Source organism: Micromonospora sp. NPDC050495 (assembly GCF_040655175.1).
Taxonomy (GTDB): Bacteria; Actinomycetota; Actinomycetes; order Mycobacteriales; family Micromonosporaceae; genus Micromonospora.
This window is the reverse complement of the sequence record NZ_JBFAJK010000034.1, coordinates 26,073-42,616: the sequence shown is the minus strand read 5'-3', so window position 1 is coordinate 42,616 and position 16,544 is coordinate 26,073. Positions and strand designations below refer to the sequence as shown.

21 protein-coding genes and 1 pseudogene are annotated in these 16,544 nt (G+C 73.9%); 13 read left to right on the top strand and 9 right to left on the bottom strand.

Going from position 1 to position 16,544, the window contains the following annotated elements; genetic code table 11:
• Window positions 1-117 precede the first annotated feature (117 nt).
• Entirely contained in the window at window positions 118-654 is a 537-nt protein-coding gene (locus AB0I11_RS25755; protein ID WP_357325605.1) for a hypothetical protein, read from the top strand.
• 234 nt (window positions 655-888) lie between these two features.
• On the opposite strand, the gene AB0I11_RS25750 is transcribed toward AB0I11_RS25755, so the two are convergent.
• A complete protein-coding gene (locus tag AB0I11_RS25750) occupies window positions 889-1,290 on the bottom strand; it encodes a nuclear transport factor 2 family protein (RefSeq protein ID WP_357325602.1) in 402 nt (133 codons plus the stop codon).
• A 127-nt stretch (window positions 1,291-1,417) separates the two neighbouring features.
• On the opposite strand from AB0I11_RS25750, the gene AB0I11_RS25745 reads away from it, so the two are divergent.
• The 3 genes from AB0I11_RS25745 (at window position 1,418) to AB0I11_RS25735 (ending at window position 3,516) form a co-directional block, all read left to right on the top strand.
• The gene (locus AB0I11_RS25745) at window positions 1,418-1,819 is read left to right on the top strand and encodes a hypothetical protein (protein ID WP_357325690.1); all 402 of its coding nucleotides are present in this window, start codon (window positions 1,418-1,420) and stop codon (window positions 1,817-1,819) included.
• A gap of 390 nt (window positions 1,820-2,209) precedes the next feature.
• Window positions 2,210-2,479, top strand: a complete 270-nt coding sequence (locus AB0I11_RS25740; protein ID WP_357325600.1) for a hypothetical protein — start codon at window positions 2,210-2,212, stop codon at window positions 2,477-2,479.
• Complete coding sequence (locus AB0I11_RS25735) at window positions 2,479-3,516, top strand: hypothetical protein (RefSeq protein WP_357325597.1); 1,038 nt, start codon at window positions 2,479-2,481, stop codon at window positions 3,514-3,516. The genes AB0I11_RS25740 and AB0I11_RS25735 overlap by 1 nt, the downstream gene beginning before the upstream one ends.
• 173 nt (window positions 3,517-3,689) lie before the next feature.
• Here AB0I11_RS25735 and AB0I11_RS25730 read toward each other — a convergent pair whose 3' ends face one another.
• Complete coding sequence (locus tag AB0I11_RS25730; RefSeq protein ID WP_357325594.1) at window positions 3,690-4,277, bottom strand: helix-turn-helix domain-containing protein; 588 nt, start codon at window positions 4,275-4,277, stop codon at window positions 3,690-3,692.
• Between the two features lie 72 nt (window positions 4,278-4,349).
• On the opposite strand from AB0I11_RS25730, the gene AB0I11_RS25725 reads away from it, so the two are divergent.
• Complete coding sequence (locus AB0I11_RS25725) at window positions 4,350-5,549, top strand: FAD-dependent monooxygenase (protein ID WP_357325589.1); 1,200 nt, start codon at window positions 4,350-4,352, stop codon at window positions 5,547-5,549.
• A gap of 597 nt (window positions 5,550-6,146) precedes the next feature.
• Here AB0I11_RS25725 and AB0I11_RS25720 read toward each other — a convergent pair.
• Both AB0I11_RS25720 and AB0I11_RS25715 read right to left on the bottom strand, forming a co-directional pair.
• Entirely contained in the window at window positions 6,147-6,683 is a 537-nt protein-coding gene (locus AB0I11_RS25720; RefSeq protein ID WP_357325586.1) for an SRPBCC family protein, read from the bottom strand.
• Between the two features lie 2 nt (window positions 6,684-6,685).
• Window positions 6,686-6,994 carry a metalloregulator ArsR/SmtB family transcription factor gene (locus AB0I11_RS25715; protein WP_046571860.1) on the bottom strand — a complete coding sequence of 103 codons (309 nt, stop codon included), beginning with the start codon at window positions 6,992-6,994 and terminating at the stop codon, window positions 6,686-6,688.
• A 117-nt stretch (window positions 6,995-7,111) separates the two neighbouring features.
• On the opposite strand from AB0I11_RS25715, the gene AB0I11_RS25710 reads away from it, so the two are divergent.
• From AB0I11_RS25710 to AB0I11_RS25700, 3 genes are all read left to right on the top strand, one after another.
• Window positions 7,112-8,041, top strand: a complete 930-nt coding sequence (locus tag AB0I11_RS25710) for an LLM class F420-dependent oxidoreductase (RefSeq protein ID WP_357325581.1) — start codon at window positions 7,112-7,114, stop codon at window positions 8,039-8,041.
• 254 nt (window positions 8,042-8,295) lie between these two features.
• A complete protein-coding gene (locus AB0I11_RS25705) occupies window positions 8,296-9,030 on the top strand; it encodes a hypothetical protein (protein ID WP_357325578.1) in 735 nt (244 codons plus the stop codon).
• Window positions 9,027-10,307, top strand: coding sequence for an FAD-binding protein (locus tag AB0I11_RS25700; RefSeq protein ID WP_357325575.1), 1,281 nt, complete (start codon window positions 9,027-9,029; stop codon window positions 10,305-10,307). Before AB0I11_RS25705 ends, AB0I11_RS25700 begins: the two co-directional genes overlap by 4 nt.
• A gap of 43 nt (window positions 10,308-10,350) precedes the next feature.
• On the opposite strand, the gene AB0I11_RS25695 is transcribed toward AB0I11_RS25700, so the two are convergent.
• Both AB0I11_RS25695 and AB0I11_RS25690 read right to left on the bottom strand, forming a co-directional pair.
• Window positions 10,351-10,875 carry a GNAT family N-acetyltransferase gene (locus AB0I11_RS25695; protein WP_357325572.1) on the bottom strand — a complete coding sequence of 175 codons (525 nt, stop codon included), beginning with the start codon at window positions 10,873-10,875 and terminating at the stop codon, window positions 10,351-10,353.
• Window positions 10,876-10,995: 120 nt separating this feature from the next.
• Window positions 10,996-11,298, bottom strand: coding sequence for a helix-turn-helix transcriptional regulator (locus tag AB0I11_RS25690; RefSeq protein ID WP_357325569.1), 303 nt, complete (start codon window positions 11,296-11,298; stop codon window positions 10,996-10,998).
• 65 nt (window positions 11,299-11,363) lie between these two features.
• Between AB0I11_RS25690 and map the strand changes: the two genes are divergently transcribed.
• Entirely contained in the window at window positions 11,364-12,140 is a 777-nt protein-coding gene (gene map, locus AB0I11_RS25685) for a type I methionyl aminopeptidase (protein WP_357325566.1), read from the top strand.
• Between the two features lie 163 nt (window positions 12,141-12,303).
• Here the strand turns inward: map and AB0I11_RS25680 are convergent, their stop codons facing one another.
• Both AB0I11_RS25680 and AB0I11_RS25675 read right to left on the bottom strand, forming a co-directional pair.
• Window positions 12,304-13,446 (bottom strand): site-2 protease family protein, encoded by a 1,143-nt coding sequence (locus AB0I11_RS25680; RefSeq protein WP_357325562.1) that lies wholly within the window; start codon window positions 13,444-13,446, stop codon window positions 12,304-12,306.
• Between the two features lie 46 nt (window positions 13,447-13,492).
• Window positions 13,493-13,993, bottom strand: coding sequence for a 7-cyano-7-deazaguanine synthase (locus AB0I11_RS25675; RefSeq protein WP_357325559.1), 501 nt, complete (start codon window positions 13,991-13,993; stop codon window positions 13,493-13,495).
• A 218-nt stretch (window positions 13,994-14,211) separates the two neighbouring features.
• On the opposite strand from AB0I11_RS25675, the gene AB0I11_RS25670 reads away from it, so the two are divergent.
• From AB0I11_RS25670 to AB0I11_RS25655, 4 genes and pseudogenes are all read left to right on the top strand, one after another.
• Window positions 14,212-14,493, top strand: coding sequence for a hypothetical protein (locus AB0I11_RS25670; protein WP_357325556.1), 282 nt, complete (start codon window positions 14,212-14,214; stop codon window positions 14,491-14,493).
• Window positions 14,490-14,900: a hypothetical protein gene (locus AB0I11_RS25665; RefSeq protein ID WP_357325554.1), complete on the top strand. Its 411-nt coding sequence runs from the start codon at window positions 14,490-14,492 to the stop codon at window positions 14,898-14,900. Before AB0I11_RS25670 ends, AB0I11_RS25665 begins: the two co-directional genes overlap by 4 nt.
• Window positions 14,901-15,010: 110 nt before the next feature.
• Window positions 15,011-15,280, top strand: a pseudogene (locus tag AB0I11_RS25660) (S9 family peptidase); the annotation flags it as partial.
• Window positions 15,281-15,368: 88 nt separating this feature from the next.
• A complete protein-coding gene (locus AB0I11_RS25655; RefSeq protein ID WP_046571779.1) occupies window positions 15,369-15,623 on the top strand; it encodes a hypothetical protein in 255 nt (84 codons plus the stop codon).
• A gap of 49 nt (window positions 15,624-15,672) precedes the next feature.
• Here AB0I11_RS25655 and AB0I11_RS25650 read toward each other — a convergent pair whose 3' ends face one another.
• The gene (locus AB0I11_RS25650) at window positions 15,673-16,527 is read right to left on the bottom strand and encodes an alpha/beta fold hydrolase (RefSeq protein WP_357325550.1); all 855 of its coding nucleotides are present in this window, start codon (window positions 16,525-16,527) and stop codon (window positions 15,673-15,675) included.
• Between the last annotated feature and the right edge of the window lie 17 nt (window positions 16,528-16,544).

The following is a 16,544-nucleotide window of genomic DNA, read 5'->3' as shown; positions in this document are numbered from 1 at the left end:
CCGGGGGCCACACGTGTTCGGGTTCCTGGGCCAGCCGGAGGGTCAGGCGGTGACCGCTGACGAGATGGACGCCGTGGCGGACGACCTCGCAGCGTGGCTGTGGCATGGTCCTCAGTCGTGACAGCCGACGTCTCGGGCCGAGCCGGCGACGTCGTCCCGACCCGGGGCAGGCCGACCGGGCTGAGGTTCGACGGGCGGGTCACCTATCTGTGGTGGGGGCAGGACGTCAACAACGAGGACTGCGCCGCGGCCCGGGCGGGACGGCTGTACACCTTCGCCTCCGAAGCTGACTGCTGGTCGATGGCAGCCGCGCACGGGTGGGCCGCCGACGGCGGCCCAGCGGACCAGCGGGTGGTCACGACCGATGTGGAGCCGGCGCAGGAGTGGCTACGCGGCCGGCGGATGGCGCTCAACCCGGAGGCCGGGTTGAACCTCTGGAACTGGGCCACCGACGTCGCCTACAGCACCGGCCGGCCCTGGAACGACCGTGGCGGCCTGCGTGACGGCTGCTACCACAAGCTCCTCGCCGCGAACGTCCCGTGGGCCTACGGGACAGCCTCGTATCACCCCAGATGGACTCCTCGTCAGCTGCGGGCGCTGCGGGAAGTCCTGAACCAGGCGGTTCACCTGCTCCGCGCCGCGACGCGCGGTTGACCGTCATCGTCCGCCGCCGGCGCGGAGCAGCCGGCGGGCGACGTCGCGGTTCCGTACCTCGTCGCGCTGCCGCCGCGCCGCCCCGCCGCGCTGCCCGGCCAGCGACGGCCGGGGTCAGCCGGCGCGGCCGGCCTTGAGCGCCGCCGCGGTGTCGATGACCCGGCCGGCGTTCGTCGTGGCACCGGGCGGACCTCGTCCCGGCCGACGAGGGTTACCCCTCGCCGGCCGCGACGATCAGGCGGCGTGCTGCCAGCGCGGGGAGATGTGCGCCTCCGCGAGGCGCCATCCGGCCGGCGTGCGTACCGCGCTGTACCGGGTCCGGAGGCCGGCTCTGCGGTGCGGCGCCGCGCCCTGCTGGAAGAAGTACGCGAGCTGGTGGGCGCCGATCTCGGCGCGGTCGCCGTCGAGATCGATCACGACGTCGGTGTTGAAGTGCTGGGTCAGGTCCTCCTCCGGGCTGGTGCGCCGCAGCACATCCACGATCTCGTCGATGCCGGACAGGGCGCCGCGCGGGCTGCTGGTCCGGGCGTCCGGGGCGTAGACGGCGCGCAGGTCGTCGAAGCGTCGCTCGTCCAGCGCCCAGGCGAGCCGGGCGACCAGCTCGGCGATCTCGGCGCGGTCGGTCACGGGTGACATCGGGTCCTCCATTCGTTGGCTCGACCAACGATACGGCAAATCGTTGGTCCTGCCAACACCGAACCGCATCCTGAGTACCCGGGCTCATCCACCCGCCCGGCCGGGACGGAAGGATCGGGCCGTGACCATGACGAGGGGTACCCGTTCGGTGCTCGGCGGCCTGCTCCTGGCGGCGGCGACCGTAGCCACCTGGCTCGCCTGGCTGAGCTGGGAGTCCGGCTACCGGGTCGACCCGGAGACCGGCGCGACCAGCGGCCCGTACGCGGTCTGGCAGGTGGCGGGCTGCGTGCTCACCCTCGTCCTGGTCGCCGCCCTCGGCGGGTGGTGGCTCCGCCCCTGGCTGGTGGTGCCGGTGCTGACGGTGGCCTTCACCGCCGCCTGGGGCGCGCACGCCGCGGCGACCGACGACAGCGGGCTGTGGGTGGTGGGCGCCGTGCTGGTGCTGATCGGGACGGCCGCCGGCAGCCTTGTGGTCAGCCTTGCCACCCGCTGGCTGCGCCGGCGCGCGGACGCCCGCCGATCCCGCTGAGGCGGGCGCAACCAGATCGAGGACAATCCGCCGGACGGATGGCCGACAGGACGCCCGGCCCGCTCCCGGCGCATTGTTTATGCAGGTGAAGAGGCTGCGGATGGCGGGCCACATCCCATCCCTCCGGCCCGGCGGCGCTGCCCGTCGGCACCGGACGCCGCCCTAACCGAGCGCGGCCGCGCCGCCGCCGGCGGGCCCGGTCCTCGCCCGGCCCGCCGCGCGACCCGCGTTCGCGCCCGGCGACACCGCCCGGGCCGGTGGTGCCAGCCAACGCCAGGACAAGGACGTCACCACCTCCGGACCGAGCCGCGGCCGGGCGCCAGCCCGGGGCGGCCGGCCGGCGCTCCGGCGCGCGCGCCGGGCGTAAGCGCAAGGAAGGAGGGGGCGGAGATGGCCGCTCCCACCGTGACCGCCAGCCTCAACGCCTCGACCTACGCCCCGGGCGACCAGATGACCCTCACGGTCAGCTACGGCGACCCGGACACGAAGACCCTCACCGTCACCGTGGTGGTGACCGACGCACAGGGCAACAGCAGTGCCCCGGTCCGGGCGACCGCCGTGATCGACCCGCTGGCCGTCACCGTCAGCGACGACGCCGGCCGCACCTGGACCAAGCTTTCCGACACCGGCTCGGTGGCGGTCTACCGGGCGGTGGCCTGATGCCCCGGGTCACCGTCACCGTGCGGGACCGGGCCGGGCACGCCGCCACCGCGACCGCCGACTACCGCGTCGCCCCGCCGGTCCTGGGCGGCTACTACCTCGCCGGCAACGCCGACCCGACGGCCGACCTGGCCGGCGGCAACTTCCGCTCCCTCACCCAGTACCGCAGCTTCGCCGACGGCTACGTCCTCCCCGGCTACAACAACACCTGGCTGGCCGTCCTGGGCCGCGCCGGCGTGGCGGTCAACCTGGTGCTGGAGTTGAAGCACTACGGGGCGGCCGGCATCGGGCCGCAGAGCTTCACGGTGGACGGCACGGGCTACGCCGTCCCGGCCCCCGCGATGACCATCCAGCAGCGGCCCGGGACGACCTGGCCCCGGGCGTACGGGTACGGGCAGGTCCTCGCCGGGCTCTGCGACGGGCTCTTCGCCCGGGCCCTGGCCCAGTACCGCGGCCTCGGCTTCCCGGTCAACATCCAGCTCGCCTCCGAACTGGACACCGACCACGAGTTCGGCACCACCGAGGCCGGCGTGGCGTACGACTGGGCGCAGTCGGACGCGCGGGCGGTGCAGGCGATGACCTACATCGTGAACTGGTTCAAGGCCCGCCCGCTGCCCGCCGGCACCACCTTCTCGGTCGGCTCGGGCGGCTTCGACCGGGCCGCTTGGCAGCGCACCCATCCCGAGGCGCTGATGGCCAGGCTCGACTTCCTCCAGTGGAACGTCTACGCCACCGACCCGAGCCACACCGCGCTGGCCCGGTTCCGCCGCACCAAGGACTGGACGGTGGCCGACCTCGGGCCGGTGGCGCTCTCCCGCCCGGTGCTCATCGCCGAGTGGGGGGTACGGGTGGCCGAGTTCCCCGACCAGGCCGCCTGGATCGCCACCGTGCCGGCGGCGATCGCCCGGCTCAACGGCGAGCGGGGACCCCGGATCGCCCGGACCAACTACTTCAACTCGAGCTGGGGCACCCTCACCCCGAAGGACCGTGGGCTGGCCGCGCTGCGGGTCGCCTACGCCAGCAAGCCGTACGTCTGAGGCCACCGGCGAGTGCGTGGGCCGGCCGCCGGAACTCCTCCGGTGGCCGGCCCTTGCGGACCGGCGGCTCTCGCGGACCGGCGGCTCTCGCGGACGGACCTCGCGGATCGGCGGCCCTCGCCGGGTGCTGGCCCGCCGGGCCGGCGTCGTGGAACGCGGCCGCGCGGACCGGGTCAGTCCGACGGGGTGGAGAACCCGGCCGCCACCGCTCGGAGCGCCCGGGTCAGCTCGGCCGCCGTCGGGGCGGCCTCCGGATCGAGCAGCCACTGGGCGGCCACCCCGCCGATCAACGCCTGGTGGAAGGCGCCCAGCGTCAGCGCGGTGGGTTCGTCGACGGCCGGGTCGAGCCGGTGGAAGATCTCGGCGAGGCCGAGCCGGGCCTGCCGGTTCACCGCGGCGAACGCCGCCCGCAGTTCCGGTGCCTGGTCCCGCTGCGCGATCAGCTCGAACTGGATGGTCCAGAGCGGGCGGAGCCGGGCGAAGGACTCGATGATCCGCTCCCAGGCCGCCTCGAACCGCTGCTCCGGCGTCGCGTCCGCACCGGCGTCGTCAGCGAGCGCCCGGCTCAACTCCTCGCCCCACTCCGCCACGGCCTCGAAGAGGGCCTCGTTGAGCAGCGCCTTCGTGGTGCGGAAGTGGTAGCCGATGGCAGCCAGGCTGGTGCCGGCGGCGGTGGCGACGTCGCGCGCCGTGGTGGCCGCGTACCCCTTCTCCATCAGGCAGCGCTTCGCGCCGGCCAGCAGATCCTCCCGGTTTCCCATGCGGACCAGGGTAGCGGAATCCTTGAACAAACGTCTTGCACAAACGTCTAACACGTCTGTACCGTCGTTGGCATGACCGATGTTCTGATCTCCGGCGCCGGTGTCGCCGGCCCCGCGCTCGCCTGGTGGCTGCGCCGCCACGGCTTCCGTCCCACCGTCGTCGAGCGCGCCCCGGCGCTGCGGCACGGCGGCTACAAGGTCGACGTCCGGGGCGCGGCGCTCGCCGTGCTGGACCGGATGGGGCTGCGCGAGCAGGTCGCCCGGCACGACACCGGGATGCGGCTGGCCCGCTTCGTCGACGAACGCGGCCGACAACTGGCCGCCATGGACGCCGCGCTCTTCGGCGGGCGGGAGGGCGACGACCTCGAGATCCTGCGGGGCGACCTGGCCCGGATCCTCGTCGACGCCACCCCCGACGTGGAGTACCTCCTCGACGACTCGATCACCGCGCTGGCCCCCTCCGCCGGCGGGGTGCAGGTCGCCTTCGCCCGTGGCCGGAGCCGCCGCTTCGACCTGGTGATCGGTGCCGACGGGCTGCACTCGGCGGTCCGCCGGCTGGCGTTCGGGCCGGGATCGGACTACCTGCGCCCGCTCGGGCACCACATCGCCATCTGCACCGTCCCGGCCCGCTACGCCGAGGAGCGCGTCGAGCTGATGCACCCCGCCCCCGGGCGTACGGTCGGCGTCTACCGCACCGCCGGGGCCCCGGACGCGCGGGCGATCTTCCTCTTCCCGTCACCCGCCGAGGAGCCCGACCGCCGGGACGTCGCCGCGCAGCGGGCCGCGCTGGCCCGGGCGTTCGATGGCGCCGGCTGGCAGGTGCCAGAGCTGCTGGCCGCGGCGGCGGACGCCCCGGACCTCTACTTCGACGCGATGAGCCAGGTGCGGATGAAGGGCTGGTCGACCGGGCGGATCGGGCTGGTCGGGGACGCCGCGTACGCCGCCTCGCCCGCCTCCGGCCAGGGCACCAGCCTCGGCCTGGTCGGGGCGTACGTGCTGGCGTCGTCGCTCGTCGAGGCCGGTGGCGACCCGGCGGCCGGGTTCGCCGGGTACGAGCGCCGGATGCGACCGTTCGTGGCGGCGAACCAGCAGCTCGCGGAGCGGAACCTCAAGGGCATGGTGCTCGGCTCGGCCGCCGCCATCCGGTTCCAGACGCTGATGCTGCGGATGATGCCGCACCTGCCCGGCCGGGAACGGATGATCCGCCGGGTCACCGAGCCGATCCGGGCGGCGGCCGGCGCCATCACCCTGCCCGACCTGCCGGCGGCCTGACCCGCCACCGGGCCCAACCGTCCCGCCACCCAACCGTCCCGCCACCCAACCGTCCCGCCACCCAACCGTCCCGCCACCCGGCCGTCCTGGCCGCGCCGGTCGCGTCGCCCGGTCGTCCTGACCGCGCCGGTCGCCGCCGCCTGCCCGTCCTGGTCGCGCCGTCCGGTCGCGCTGGTCGTGGCGCCCGGTCTCCTGGTCGGGCTGGTCGTGTCGGCCCGTCGTTCTGGCCGCGCCGGTCGCCGCCGACCGGGCGGCGGCCGGCTCCGGGCTCGCCTGGCGGCTGCCGCCGGCCGGGCCCCGCGTCGGGCCGGAGGATGATCCACTCCGGCTACCGCAACTCGGCCCTTCCTCGGCGCTGGATGCCCCCGTTTGCGGCATCTCGGCCCCGGGCCGGCGGGGATGGCCGGCGGCGGCCGGCGGCGGCCGGCGGCGGCCGACGGGCCGGCGGGCGGGCGGATGATCCACTCCGGTTGCCGCGATCTGGCCCTTCCTCGACGCCGGTGGCCCCCGATTGCGGCATGTTGCTCGCCGGAGTCGCCGACCCGCCTGCCCTCGGGCGGCGGGGGAGGGTGGCCGGGCGCCACGGGGCGGGCCGGGTCAGGACTCCGGCTGGTCCAGGCGCTCGGCGTACGCGGCGCGCAGCTCGGCCCAGCCGAACTCCTTCGCCTCCGCGCCCCGGATCGGACCGACCGGGTCGCCGTCGAGCAGGTGGTCGGCGACGTCCAGGCAGAGGTGCCAGCCGGCGGCCATGCTCGCGCCCAGGGTGGGGTCGGCGATGCGGTGCCGCAGGGTCAGCCGGGTGCCGGTCGGGGTCTCGGCCAGTTCCCAGCGCAGCAGCCCGTCGCCCCAGGTGTATTCGAGCAGGGTGGGGCGCTCGGCGCGGCGGACTGTCGCCGCGTCGGGCCAGCTCTGGTCCCCGTCGACGGTGCGCAACGTCACCCCGCCGGGCGTGCCCAGGTCGCGGTCGGCCAGGAAGGGCGCCCACTGGGCGAGGCGATCCGGCTCGGTCAGCGCGGCCCACACCCGCTGCGGCGGATGCCGCAGGTCCCGGACGAGGATCAGGTCCCACCGGTCGCCGGCGGGTTCCCAGCCGACCTCGGCGAGCGGACCCGGTTGGAAGCTGTCGCGGTCCATCGTCACTCCTGACTGTCGAGATGGTGCTCCAGGGCGTCGAGGTGCGCCGCCCACATCCGCCGGTACGGCCCGAGCCAGTCGTCCACGGCCCGCAGCGGCCGGACGTCGACCCGGTAGATCCGCTGCTGGGCGGCGGTGCGGCAGGTGACCAGGCCGGCCTCGCGGAGCACCCGCAGGTGTTTGGAGACGGCCGGTTGGCTCATTCCCAGCGCGTCGACGAGGTCACCGACGCTGCTCTCGGCGCGGCGCAGCCGGTCGAGGATGCGGCGCCGGGTGGGCTCGGCCAGCACGGCGAAGGCGTCAACGGGCACCGGCTCAATATGCCCCGCTAGTCATATGCCTGTCAAGGAATGTAATGCCCCGGGCGGCGCGAGTGGGTCCGCGTTCCTTGCCGGCGGCGGGATCAGGGCGCTGCCTATGCTCGGGGCATGGAACTGCGGATCTTCACCGAACCCCAGCAGGGCGCCAGCTACGACCAGTTGCTCGCCGTGGCCCGGCGGGCCGAGGAGACCGGCTTCGGGGCCTTCTTCCGCTCCGACCACTACCTGAAGATGGGCGCGGTGAGCGGCGAGCCGGGCCCGACCGACGCCTGGACCACCCTCGCCGGCCTGGCCCGCGACACCAACCGGATCCGGCTCGGCACCCTGATGACCGCCGCCACCTTCCGGCTGCCCGGTCCGCTGGCGATCACCGTGGCCCAGGTCGACCAGATGAGCGGCGGCCGCGTCGAGCTGGGCCTCGGCGCCGGCTGGTTCGCCGAGGAGCACACCGCGTACGGGATCCCGTTCCCCTCGGTGGCTGAGCGCTTCGACCGGCTGGAGGAGCAGCTCGCGGTCATCACCGGGCTCTGGGAGACGCCGGCCGGGGGCACCTTCGACTTCCCCGGCAAGCACTACCCGGTCAGCGACTCGCCGGCGCTGCCCAAGCCGGTGCAGCAGCCGCGCCCGCCGATCCTGCTCGGCGGCACCGGTCCGAAGCGGACGCCCCGCCTGGCCGCCCGGTACGCCGACGAGTTCAACCTGCCGTTCGTGTCGCCGGCGGACTCGACCGCCGTCTTCGACCGGGTCCGGGCCGCCTGCGTCGAGATCGGCCGCGACCCGGGCACGATGATCTGGTCGCACGCCGCGGTGGTCTGCTGCGGGCGCGACGAGGCCGAGGTGGCCCGCCGGGCGGCCGCGATCGGCCGCGAGCCGGCCGAGTTGCGACAGAACGGCCTCGCCGGCACGCCGGCCGAGATCGTCGACAAGCTCGGCCGGTACGCCGAGGTCGGCAGCCAGCGGGTCTATCTCCAGGTGCTCGACCTGGCCGACCTGGACCACCTGGAGCTGATCGCCGCCGAGGTGCTGCGCCAGCTCTGAGCCCGGGGCGTGGGGCCGGGGCCGGGCTTGGGCGCCGGCTCGGGCTCCGGCGTCGGCGGCGGGGCCGGAGTCGTGGCCCCGGCCGGGCCCGTCGGCTCCGGCTCCTCGTCGGACGGGCGCGCGTCGCCGCGCGGGGCCGGGTGACGGTAGCTGCTCATCCGCCCAGCCTGCCCCGCGTGGGGCCGGGGCACCCGCGATTTGACAGTTTGACGGATGATGCACCCGGACGACCGGCGCCGACGACGGGATGAGACGTGGAGCTGCACCGGAGCCGAGGGGCCCTGCCGCTGGCGAACGCCTGCGTGGTGGGCGGATTGATGGTCCTCGTCCTGGCCGACAGCGGGCTGCTGCGCCTGCTGGTGGCCGTGGGCGCGATCCTGGTCGGCGGAGCGGTGCTGGTGAACGCGCTGCGGCCGTTCCGGTTCGGGATCGAGCCGGACGGGCTGGTGGTGCGGCGACCGGGGCTGCGCGGGACCTACCGGTGGGAGCAGTTCGAGGCGCTCGCCCTCGACGACGCGGGCCGCCTGCTCGGGCTGCCCTCGGCGGCCTGCCCGCCGGCAGCGCGGACCACCGCCCGCTACCCGGGCGACGGGCGCGCCGCCGTCGAACTGCTCGACCTGACCCAGGTGCGGGAGAGCCCCGACGAGGTGGCGGCGGCGTTGACCCGCTGGTCCGGCGGGCGCTTCACCGACGCCCGGGGGCCCGTGGCGGCGCTGCGCAGCGGTGCGGAGATCGACTTCACCATCGGGCTGCGCGGGTACGATGTCCGCGCGGTGGACCGGCTGATCGCCCTCGGCCGGGAGGCGCTCGCCTGCGACGACCCGGCGCGGCGGCTGGCCGCCCGGGCCGAGATCGAGCAGGCCCGGTCCGCCGGCCTGCTGGTGGCGCTCCGGGGTTACCAGACCGACCAGGTGGAGCGGGCGCTCGACGCGCTCTGCGCCGCCCTGACCGACACTGACACGTCGACCGATCGGACGACCCCCGCGTGACCGACGCCGCCGCATCCCGCCCACCGACCACCGCCGAGACGCCGGAGCCCGGCGCGGACCGCAACTGGGCCGGCAACGTCCGCTACCGGGCCGCCCGCCGGCACCGGCCGACCAGCGTGGACGAGCTGCGCCGGCTGGTGGCCGGCGCCGAGCGGGTCCGCGCGGTCGGCACCGGCCACGCCTTCAACCGGATCGGCGACACCACCGGCGACCTGATCTCGGTGACCGGCCTGCCGCCCGCCGTGGCGCTCGACCGCGACCGGGGCACCGTCACGGTCACCGCCGGCCTGCGCTACGGCGACGTCGCGACCCGGCTGCACGCCGACGGGTACGCGCTGGCGAACCTCGCCTCGCTGCCGCACATCTCGGTGGCCGGCGCGGTCGCCACCGCCACCCACGGTTCCGGGCGGGCCAACGGCAACCTGGCCACCGCGGTGGCCGCCCTGGAGCTGGTCACCGCCGACGGTGACCTGCTCACCGTGGACCGCGCCGACCCCCGGTTCGCCGGCATGGTGGTCGGTCTCGGCGCGCTCGGCGTGGTCACCCGGGTGACCCTGGACGTGCTGCCCACCTTCGACATCCGGCAGTACGTCCGGCTCGGCCTGCCCCGGGCGGCGCTGGACGACGCGCTGGACGGGGCGTACAGCGCGAGCGTCTTCACCGACTGGCGTTCGGACCGGCTCGACCAGGTGTGGCTCAAGCAGCGCGCCGACCAGCCGGCGCCCCCGGCGGACTGGCTGGACACGGTCGCCGCCGACGCGCCGGTGCACCCGGTGCCCGGCATGCCGGCCCAGAACTGCACCGTCCAGCTCGGCGAGGCCGGGCCGTGGCACGAGCGGCTGCCGCACTTCCGGCTCGGCTTCACCCCGAGCAGCGGCGACGAGCTGCAGTCCGAGTGGCACGTCGACCGCGCGGACGCCGGCGCGGCGCTCGCCGCGCTGGAACCGGCCGCCGCGCGGATCGCGGCCGTGCTGCAGATCTGCGAGCTGCGCACGATCGCCGCCGACCGGCTCTGGCTGAGCCCCAACTACGAGCGGGACAGCGTCGCCTTCCACTTCACCTGGATCGGCGACCCGGTGGCGGTGGCGCCGGTGCTGGCCGAGGTGGAGCAGCTGTTGGCCCCGTTCGCGCCGCGCCCGCACTGGGGCAAGCTCTTCGCGCGCGACCCGGCCGCCAGCTATCCCCGGTACGACGAATTCCGGGCCCTGCTGCGCGAGGTCGACCCGGCCGGGACGTTCCGCACCGACGAGTTGGACCGCTACTTCCCGCGCGACTAGCAGACACTCCCGCGAAGGAGTCCACGCGGAGCGGTGGATGTCGTCAGAGCGGTAGCTCGTAACGACTGACGAGCGTTCGCGTGCCGCCGTCGCTGCGCTGACCCGGTGCACCCCCGACTTCGACATCACCGCGGTGGTGAAAGCCAATGGCCTCGTAGTAGGCCCGCAATCCAGGATTGCCGGCCACGCAGTCGAGCCGCAGCGCAACGGCGCCGTGGACGCGCGCTTGATCGACAGCCCAGGCCACGATGGCGCGCCCCGTACCCGCGGCCCACCGTTCCACCGCCATGCGGTGCACGTATCCAGCTATGCCGGCGCAGTCGCTCCACAGAGGGTCGGACCAGTCCAGCGTCACCGTTCCCGCCGCGCGACCGCCGGCCCGTACCAGCCAGGTCTCTCCGCGTTCAACGGACGGCGTTATCCACTCGGTATCGAATCGATCGGGCCACTGCCGGATGCCAGCGGCCATCAGCCATGCCGCAGCGTGGTCGAGCACCGCCACGACCTGCGCCACCTCGGCTGACGTCGCACGAACGAACTGCAGATCCCCGTGTTCCCGGCTCGTCACGAACCAATGATCCAGCACCAGGCCCGCGTCACGACGTCCGGGCCGGGCCACGGTCGCAGGCCAATGAAACAAGTAGCCGCGATCCGCGCGTCCGAACGGGTTGCCGGCGGCCCACGCCGCTCAGGAGGCGAGCCGCTGGCCCGGGTGGCGGGCCGGTCGGGCGAGTTCGACCCCGGCGACCGGCTGGTTGATCTCCGCCCAGACCGCGTCGAGGGAGAGGCCGAGGACGTCGGCGATCGCGGCGATGGTCGGGAAGGCGGGGGTGGCCACCCGGCCGGACTCGATCTTCCGGAGCGTCTCCGGCGAGACGCCCGCGTCCAGCGCGGTGCCGAGCATCGAACGCCCGCCCCGGGCGCGACGCAGCAGAGCGCCGAGGCGCTGACCGCGTTCGACCTCCGCGGGAGTGAGCGGCAACCTGACCATGGCTGCGATTCTAGTACCGGGATAATATGGCCGGGATATTTATTTGCCGAACGAGTAGGCGTCGCATGATCGAGATCCTGAACCCCACCGAGCTGCCCCGGGCCCGGCAGGCCGGTGCCCTGGTCGCCGACATCCTGCGGGAGCTGCGGAACCGCTGCGCGGTGGGCACGAACCTGCTGGACATCGACCGCTGGGCCCAATCCATGATCATGGAGGCCGGCGGCCAGTCGTGCTACGTCGACTACGAGCCGCCCTTCGGGCGCGGCCCGTTCGGCCACTACATCTGCACCTCGGTCAACGATGCCGTGCTGCACGGGCTGCCCCACGACTACCGGCTCGTCGACGGTGATCTGCTGACCCTCGACCTCGCGGTCGCCCGCGGCGGAGTCGTCGCCGACTCCGCGATCAGCTTCCTGGTCGGCGAATCGAGGCCGACGGAGAGCGTCGCGCTGATCGACGCGACCGAGCGCGCGCTGCGCGCCGGCATCGCCGCGGCCGGACCCGGCGTCCACATCGGCGACGTCTCGTACGCCATCGGCTCGGTGCTCAACGCGGCGGGCTACAGCGTCAACACCGAGTTCGGCGGGCACGGCGTCGGGTCGACGATGCATCAGGACCCGCACGTGCCGAACACCGGACGGCCCGGTCGCGGCTACCGGCTGCGCCCCGGCCTCCTGCTGGCCCTGGAACCCTGGGTCATGGCGGACACCGCCGAACTGGTCACCGACGCCGACGGTTGGACGTTGCGCAGCGCGACCGGCTGCCGCACGGCGCACAGCGAGCACACCATCGCCATCACCGAGGACGGGACCGAGATCCTCACCCTGCCGACCCGGGCCTGACCGCCTCCCGGAGGCCGCACTTCGCCGCCGACCCGCCGCACGTCGCCGACCGGTCGTCGCCGGTTCCCCGGCCAGGCTCCGCCGCCCGCCGCCCGCCGCCCGCCGCCCGCCGCCCGCCGCCCGCCGGACGTCGACGGCCGGCCGGCCCGGCCGCCCGTCGCGACTAGCGGTGGGTGCCGGCCATCTGCTCGCGCAGGCTGCCGCGCTGCACCGCCCGGCTGATGTCGCTCGGCGAGACGATGCCAACCAGCCGCTGGTCGGTGACCACCAGCGCCCGGCCGTCGGCGCACTCGCTGAGCCGGGGGAGCAGGTCGGAGAGCTGCTCGTCCGGGGAGGCGAGCACCAGCTCGTCGGCCCGGCAGGCCACCTCGGCCAGCGTGGTGCCGTCCCGGCGGTCGGCCGGGATGCCGCGTACCCGGTCGAGGGTGACCAGGCCGACCGGCCGCCCGTCCTCGGTCAGCGGCAGCGCCGAGTGCCGGTACGCGAACAGGTAGTGGTCGACGAAGTCGGCCACGGTCATCTCCCCGGACGCGGTCTGCGGCTGCGGGGTCATCACGTCGGCCACGCGTACCCCGCGCAGCGCGCTGCCCATCCGGGCCTGGCGCTCCTCCACCCCGGCCGCGCCGATCAGGAACCAGCCGATCAGGGCCAGCCAGAGCCCGCCCACCCCGGCGCCGACCAGGAACTGCCACAGCCCCAGCCCGATCAGCAGCACGCCGAGGATCCAGCCGGCGCGGGCCGCCACCACGGCCGCCCTGGTCCGGTCGCCGGTGGCCTTCCACACCGCGGCGCGCAGCACCCGCCCCCCGTCCAGCGGGGCAGCCGGCAGCACGTTGAAGACCGCCAGCAGCACGTTGATGCCGGCCAGCCAGGACACCGCGCCGAGCAGCAGGCCGTGCGCGCCGGTCAGGGCCAGCAGCACGGCGATCGCCCCGAAGAACAGGCCGATGATCAGGCTGACCAGTGGGCCGACGCCGGCGATGCGCAACTCGGCGCCCGGGTCCCGAGCCTCGCCCTTGAGCTCGGAGACCCCGCCGAAGAGCCAGAGCGTGATCCCCTCGACCTCGATGCCGTTGCGCTTGGCCACCACGGCGTGCGCCACCTCGTGGGCCAGCAGGCCGAGGAAGAAGACCACCGCGGCGGCCAGGCCGGCCGCGACGTACGCGACGACCGGCCGGTCCGGGTAGGCGCGGGGGAACTGGTTCGCGGCCAGGCCCCACGCGATGAGCAGGAAGATGACCAGGACGCTCCAGTTGACCCCGACGGGTACCCCCGCGACCCGGCCAAGCCGGAAGCTTGCCCTCATGAGTCCGTCATACCCGGGCATCCGTCCCCCACACCAGGGCGGAAAGTCACCCTTTTGCCTGGGCGACTGGCTGTCCGTGCTGCCTGAACATATTCTCCAGTTCCACTCGTCCTCGACGGACGACGTCGACGAGCGGTGCCAGGTCAGCCGTGTCCGGCACCGGCATATCGGTGATCAGGTCGCGAACACCGAAGGGGTAGGTCAGCCAGCGCCGCAGCGCCCGCCGGTCCGCTGAAGCGGCCAGATCGTCCCCGATCGCCCAGACATCCTTCCCGTACGGTGTGTCGTCGCTGCTCGAAGTGGCGAGGATGCCAGAGCGGCGCACCAGGCAGGGGTAGCAGTGCCCGCAGTGCAGCTCGGGCCGGTCCCGCGGCGGGTGGCCGCAACTCACCGTCGCCTGGGTCAGTGTCGCCGAGGGTAGCCCTGCCTCCAGTGCTCGCCGGCAGACCTCTCCCTTGGTCAGGTGCAGGTACGGGTTGACCACCGTGACAAATCCCCCTAGCACGCGGATGAGTTGGTTGAACAGGCTCAGCGTGTACGGGTGCACGGACCGGGTCGAGCAGGCGGCCACCCGGGCCGGCGTCAGCGCCGGATTGCCGCCCCGAGCCGGCGGTGCTGGGCGGAGTGCAGTTGCCGCTGACGTCGGCGGCCAGGCAGTCACTCTGGCTCGCCGACGACTGGGTCGAAGCGGCCGGTCCGGCTCATGAATGCGTGGCGTGACGATCCGGGGACGTCAGGTCAGTATGCAGCAGGTATGCTGAAAGTATGACCCGCCGCATCACCATCAGCCTGCCCGACGACGTGGCCACCTATGTCGAGCGCACCCAGGGCAACACGTCCGGTTTCATCGCCGGGATCCTCCGTCGGAAGATGCGCGCCGACAGCCTCCGGGCGAGGTGGGCCCAGCTCGGTTACGTGGTCACCGACGAGGACGTGGAGCGGACGCGGGCTCACCTGGCCGCCCAGCCGCCGATCAGCGATGAGCAGCACGCGCGGAACCTGGAGTGGTTGAGCCGGTTCGACGACGAGGGGACCGCCGCCGCGTGAACGGCCTTGCCCTCGACACCTCCGCCCTGCTCGCGTACGCATCGGGCACCAGGGTCGAGCCCGGTGCCATCCTGACCTTGGCCGAGGAGGATCCCGACCAGCAGGTGTGGATCCCGGCGCTCTGTCTCGGGCAGGCGCAGCTCGAACTGGCCGGCACTCCCGGGGCCGCCATGCTCGATCTGCTCTTCACGGCAGACCGGGACATCCAGGTCGCGGTCTACGACGCGGCGACCAGTCGGCGGGTGGCCAGGATCGCGGCCACGTTCAGCGTGCCGCTGGACGTCGCACACGCAGTCGCCACCGCGATCCTCTATCGCTGCTACCTGGTCACCGGGGACCGGAAGGTCGTCGAAGGGGCGGTACCGCCCGGCTTGGAAATCCTCGACATCAGCGAAACCTGGGACTGACATCCCGGCGTAGTTTGATCAGCCAGCGGGGCACCCTGGGCAACCTCAGTCGCCATGCCGACATCTACGCGGACAAGGATGCGGGTCCTTCCTCGGGGATAGTTGCCAAGGTGGCGTGGCTGACCGACGAGGGCGACGACCGGTACCTCTGGCTGGAAGATCTTGATGGCGCGGACGCCGCCCGGTGGGTGCGGGACCGCAACGCGGAGACCGTCGCCGCGCTGACCGGGGGCGGGCGGTTCGCCGCCCTGCGGGACGAGATCCGGCAGGTGCTCGACGCCGACGACCGCATTCCGTACCCGGGGTGGCGCGGGGACCGCTACTACTACGACTTCTGGCAGGACGCCGCACATCCGCGCGGGCTCTGGCGCCGGACCACCCTCGACCAGTACCGGCGGCGCGAGCCGGAGTGGGACGTGCTTGGCAGTCCGAGCAGGCCCGCGCCCGCGCCGAGCGGAGGCAGGGCCGGTGAGCGAGCGCTGGGTGATTCACCTGCCGGCAGCCGCCGACGACCTGCGCTCCGCACAGCGCCTCGCCCGGGTGGTGGCGCACTGGGCGCACGTCCTGCCGCAACTCGACCCAGGCGGCACAACCGTCTCCGCCGAGGACGACCAGAACGTACGCCACTGGGTCTTCTGCGACCGCCTCCTGCCTGGCGGCCAGCGCTGCCTGCTCTGGCCCGACCACGACGGCGACTGCGCCCGGCGGCCGAGGCGGCGGTGAGCGCTCGGCGAGCCGGCCCGATTCGTTGTGCTGCGGTTACCCCCGAGGCTCAGGGGCGGCGGCCGGGCGCGGTGCTGACCACGGTCGGTGAGTACTCGTTGGCCGCCTCCACCGCCCACTCCAGCGCGAAGTCGGCCTCCTCCTCCCAGCCCGGCTCGCCGCCGACGAAGTGCGACCGCCCGGGGTACTCCCGGTAGCTGGTGATCGCGTTCGAGCCGCGGTAGAGGTTGGCGTTGGACGAGACCACCGACGGCGGCACCACGTGGTCCTCGCCGCCGGCGGTGAGCAGCAGCGGGGCCCGGTCCTCCCGCTTGGTGTCGACCTTGGTGGCCGCGTCCGGGTTCAGGTTGGCGAAGGCCGCCTCGAACAGCACGTGACCGGCGCCCGGTACGGCGTACCGCTCCCAGGCCGCGTCCGAGTCCTCCTGGCTGATCGTGTTGCCGAAGGAGTACCGGAAGTCCTCCCGGGTGAACGGCACCGCGCGGTTGCGGTTGGCCGGGTTGTGCAGGATCGAGTACGAGGAGCGCAGGGTGGCGACCGGCAGCTTCACCACGCCCTTGATCTGGGCGGGGTGGATGGCGACGCCGGCGGCGCCGAGCCCCCGGTCGACCAGCAGTTGGGTGATCAGGCCGCCGAACGAGTGGCCCATGATGATCGGCGGCCGGGGCAGCTCCCGGACGATCGCCGCGTAGTGGTCGACGATGGTCCGGATCCGCTGGCCGGCGATCGGTGTGGGGTCGGCGCGCAGCTCCTCGACCTCCCGGTCCATCCCGGGCCAGGCCGGGGTGAGCACCCGGAAGCCGCGTGCCGCGTACCGGTCGACCCACTTCTCCCAGCTGCGCGAAGTCATCCATAGTCCGTGGATCAGCACGATCGTGTCGACCCGTCCCGTCGGCACCCCCATGACGTGCCCCCCGTTCC

Bases quoted from the DNA above. Each gene is read 5' to 3' on its own strand.
- AB0I11_RS25750 (WP_357325602.1), bottom strand. From the start codon at position 1,290: ATGTCACCCGTGACCGACCGCGCCGAGATCGCCGAGCTGGTCGCCCGG.
- AB0I11_RS25745 (WP_357325690.1), top strand. From the start codon at position 1,418: ATGACGAGGGGTACCCGTTCGGTGCTCGGCGGCCTGCTCCTGGCGGCG.
- AB0I11_RS25740 (WP_357325600.1), top strand. From the start codon at position 2,210: ATGGCCGCTCCCACCGTGACCGCCAGCCTCAACGCCTCGACCTACGCC.
- AB0I11_RS25735 (WP_357325597.1), top strand. From the start codon at position 2,479: ATGCCCCGGGTCACCGTCACCGTGCGGGACCGGGCCGGGCACGCCGCC.
- AB0I11_RS25730 (WP_357325594.1), bottom strand. From the start codon at position 4,277: ATGGGAAACCGGGAGGATCTGCTGGCCGGCGCGAAGCGCTGCCTGATG.
- AB0I11_RS25725 (WP_357325589.1), top strand. From the start codon at position 4,350: ATGACCGATGTTCTGATCTCCGGCGCCGGTGTCGCCGGCCCCGCGCTC.
- AB0I11_RS25720 (WP_357325586.1), bottom strand. From the start codon at position 6,683: ATGGACCGCGACAGCTTCCAACCGGGTCCGCTCGCCGAGGTCGGCTGG.
- AB0I11_RS25710 (WP_357325581.1), top strand. From the start codon at position 7,112: ATGGAACTGCGGATCTTCACCGAACCCCAGCAGGGCGCCAGCTACGAC.
- AB0I11_RS25690 (WP_357325569.1), bottom strand. From the start codon at position 11,298: ATGGTCAGGTTGCCGCTCACTCCCGCGGAGGTCGAACGCGGTCAGCGC.
- map (WP_357325566.1), top strand. From the start codon at position 11,364: ATGATCGAGATCCTGAACCCCACCGAGCTGCCCCGGGCCCGGCAGGCC.
- AB0I11_RS25680 (WP_357325562.1), bottom strand. From the start codon at position 13,446: ATGAGGGCAAGCTTCCGGCTTGGCCGGGTCGCGGGGGTACCCGTCGGG.
- AB0I11_RS25670 (WP_357325556.1), top strand. From the start codon at position 14,212: ATGACCCGCCGCATCACCATCAGCCTGCCCGACGACGTGGCCACCTAT.
- AB0I11_RS25650 (WP_357325550.1), bottom strand. From the start codon at position 16,527: ATGGGGGTGCCGACGGGACGGGTCGACACGATCGTGCTGATCCACGGA.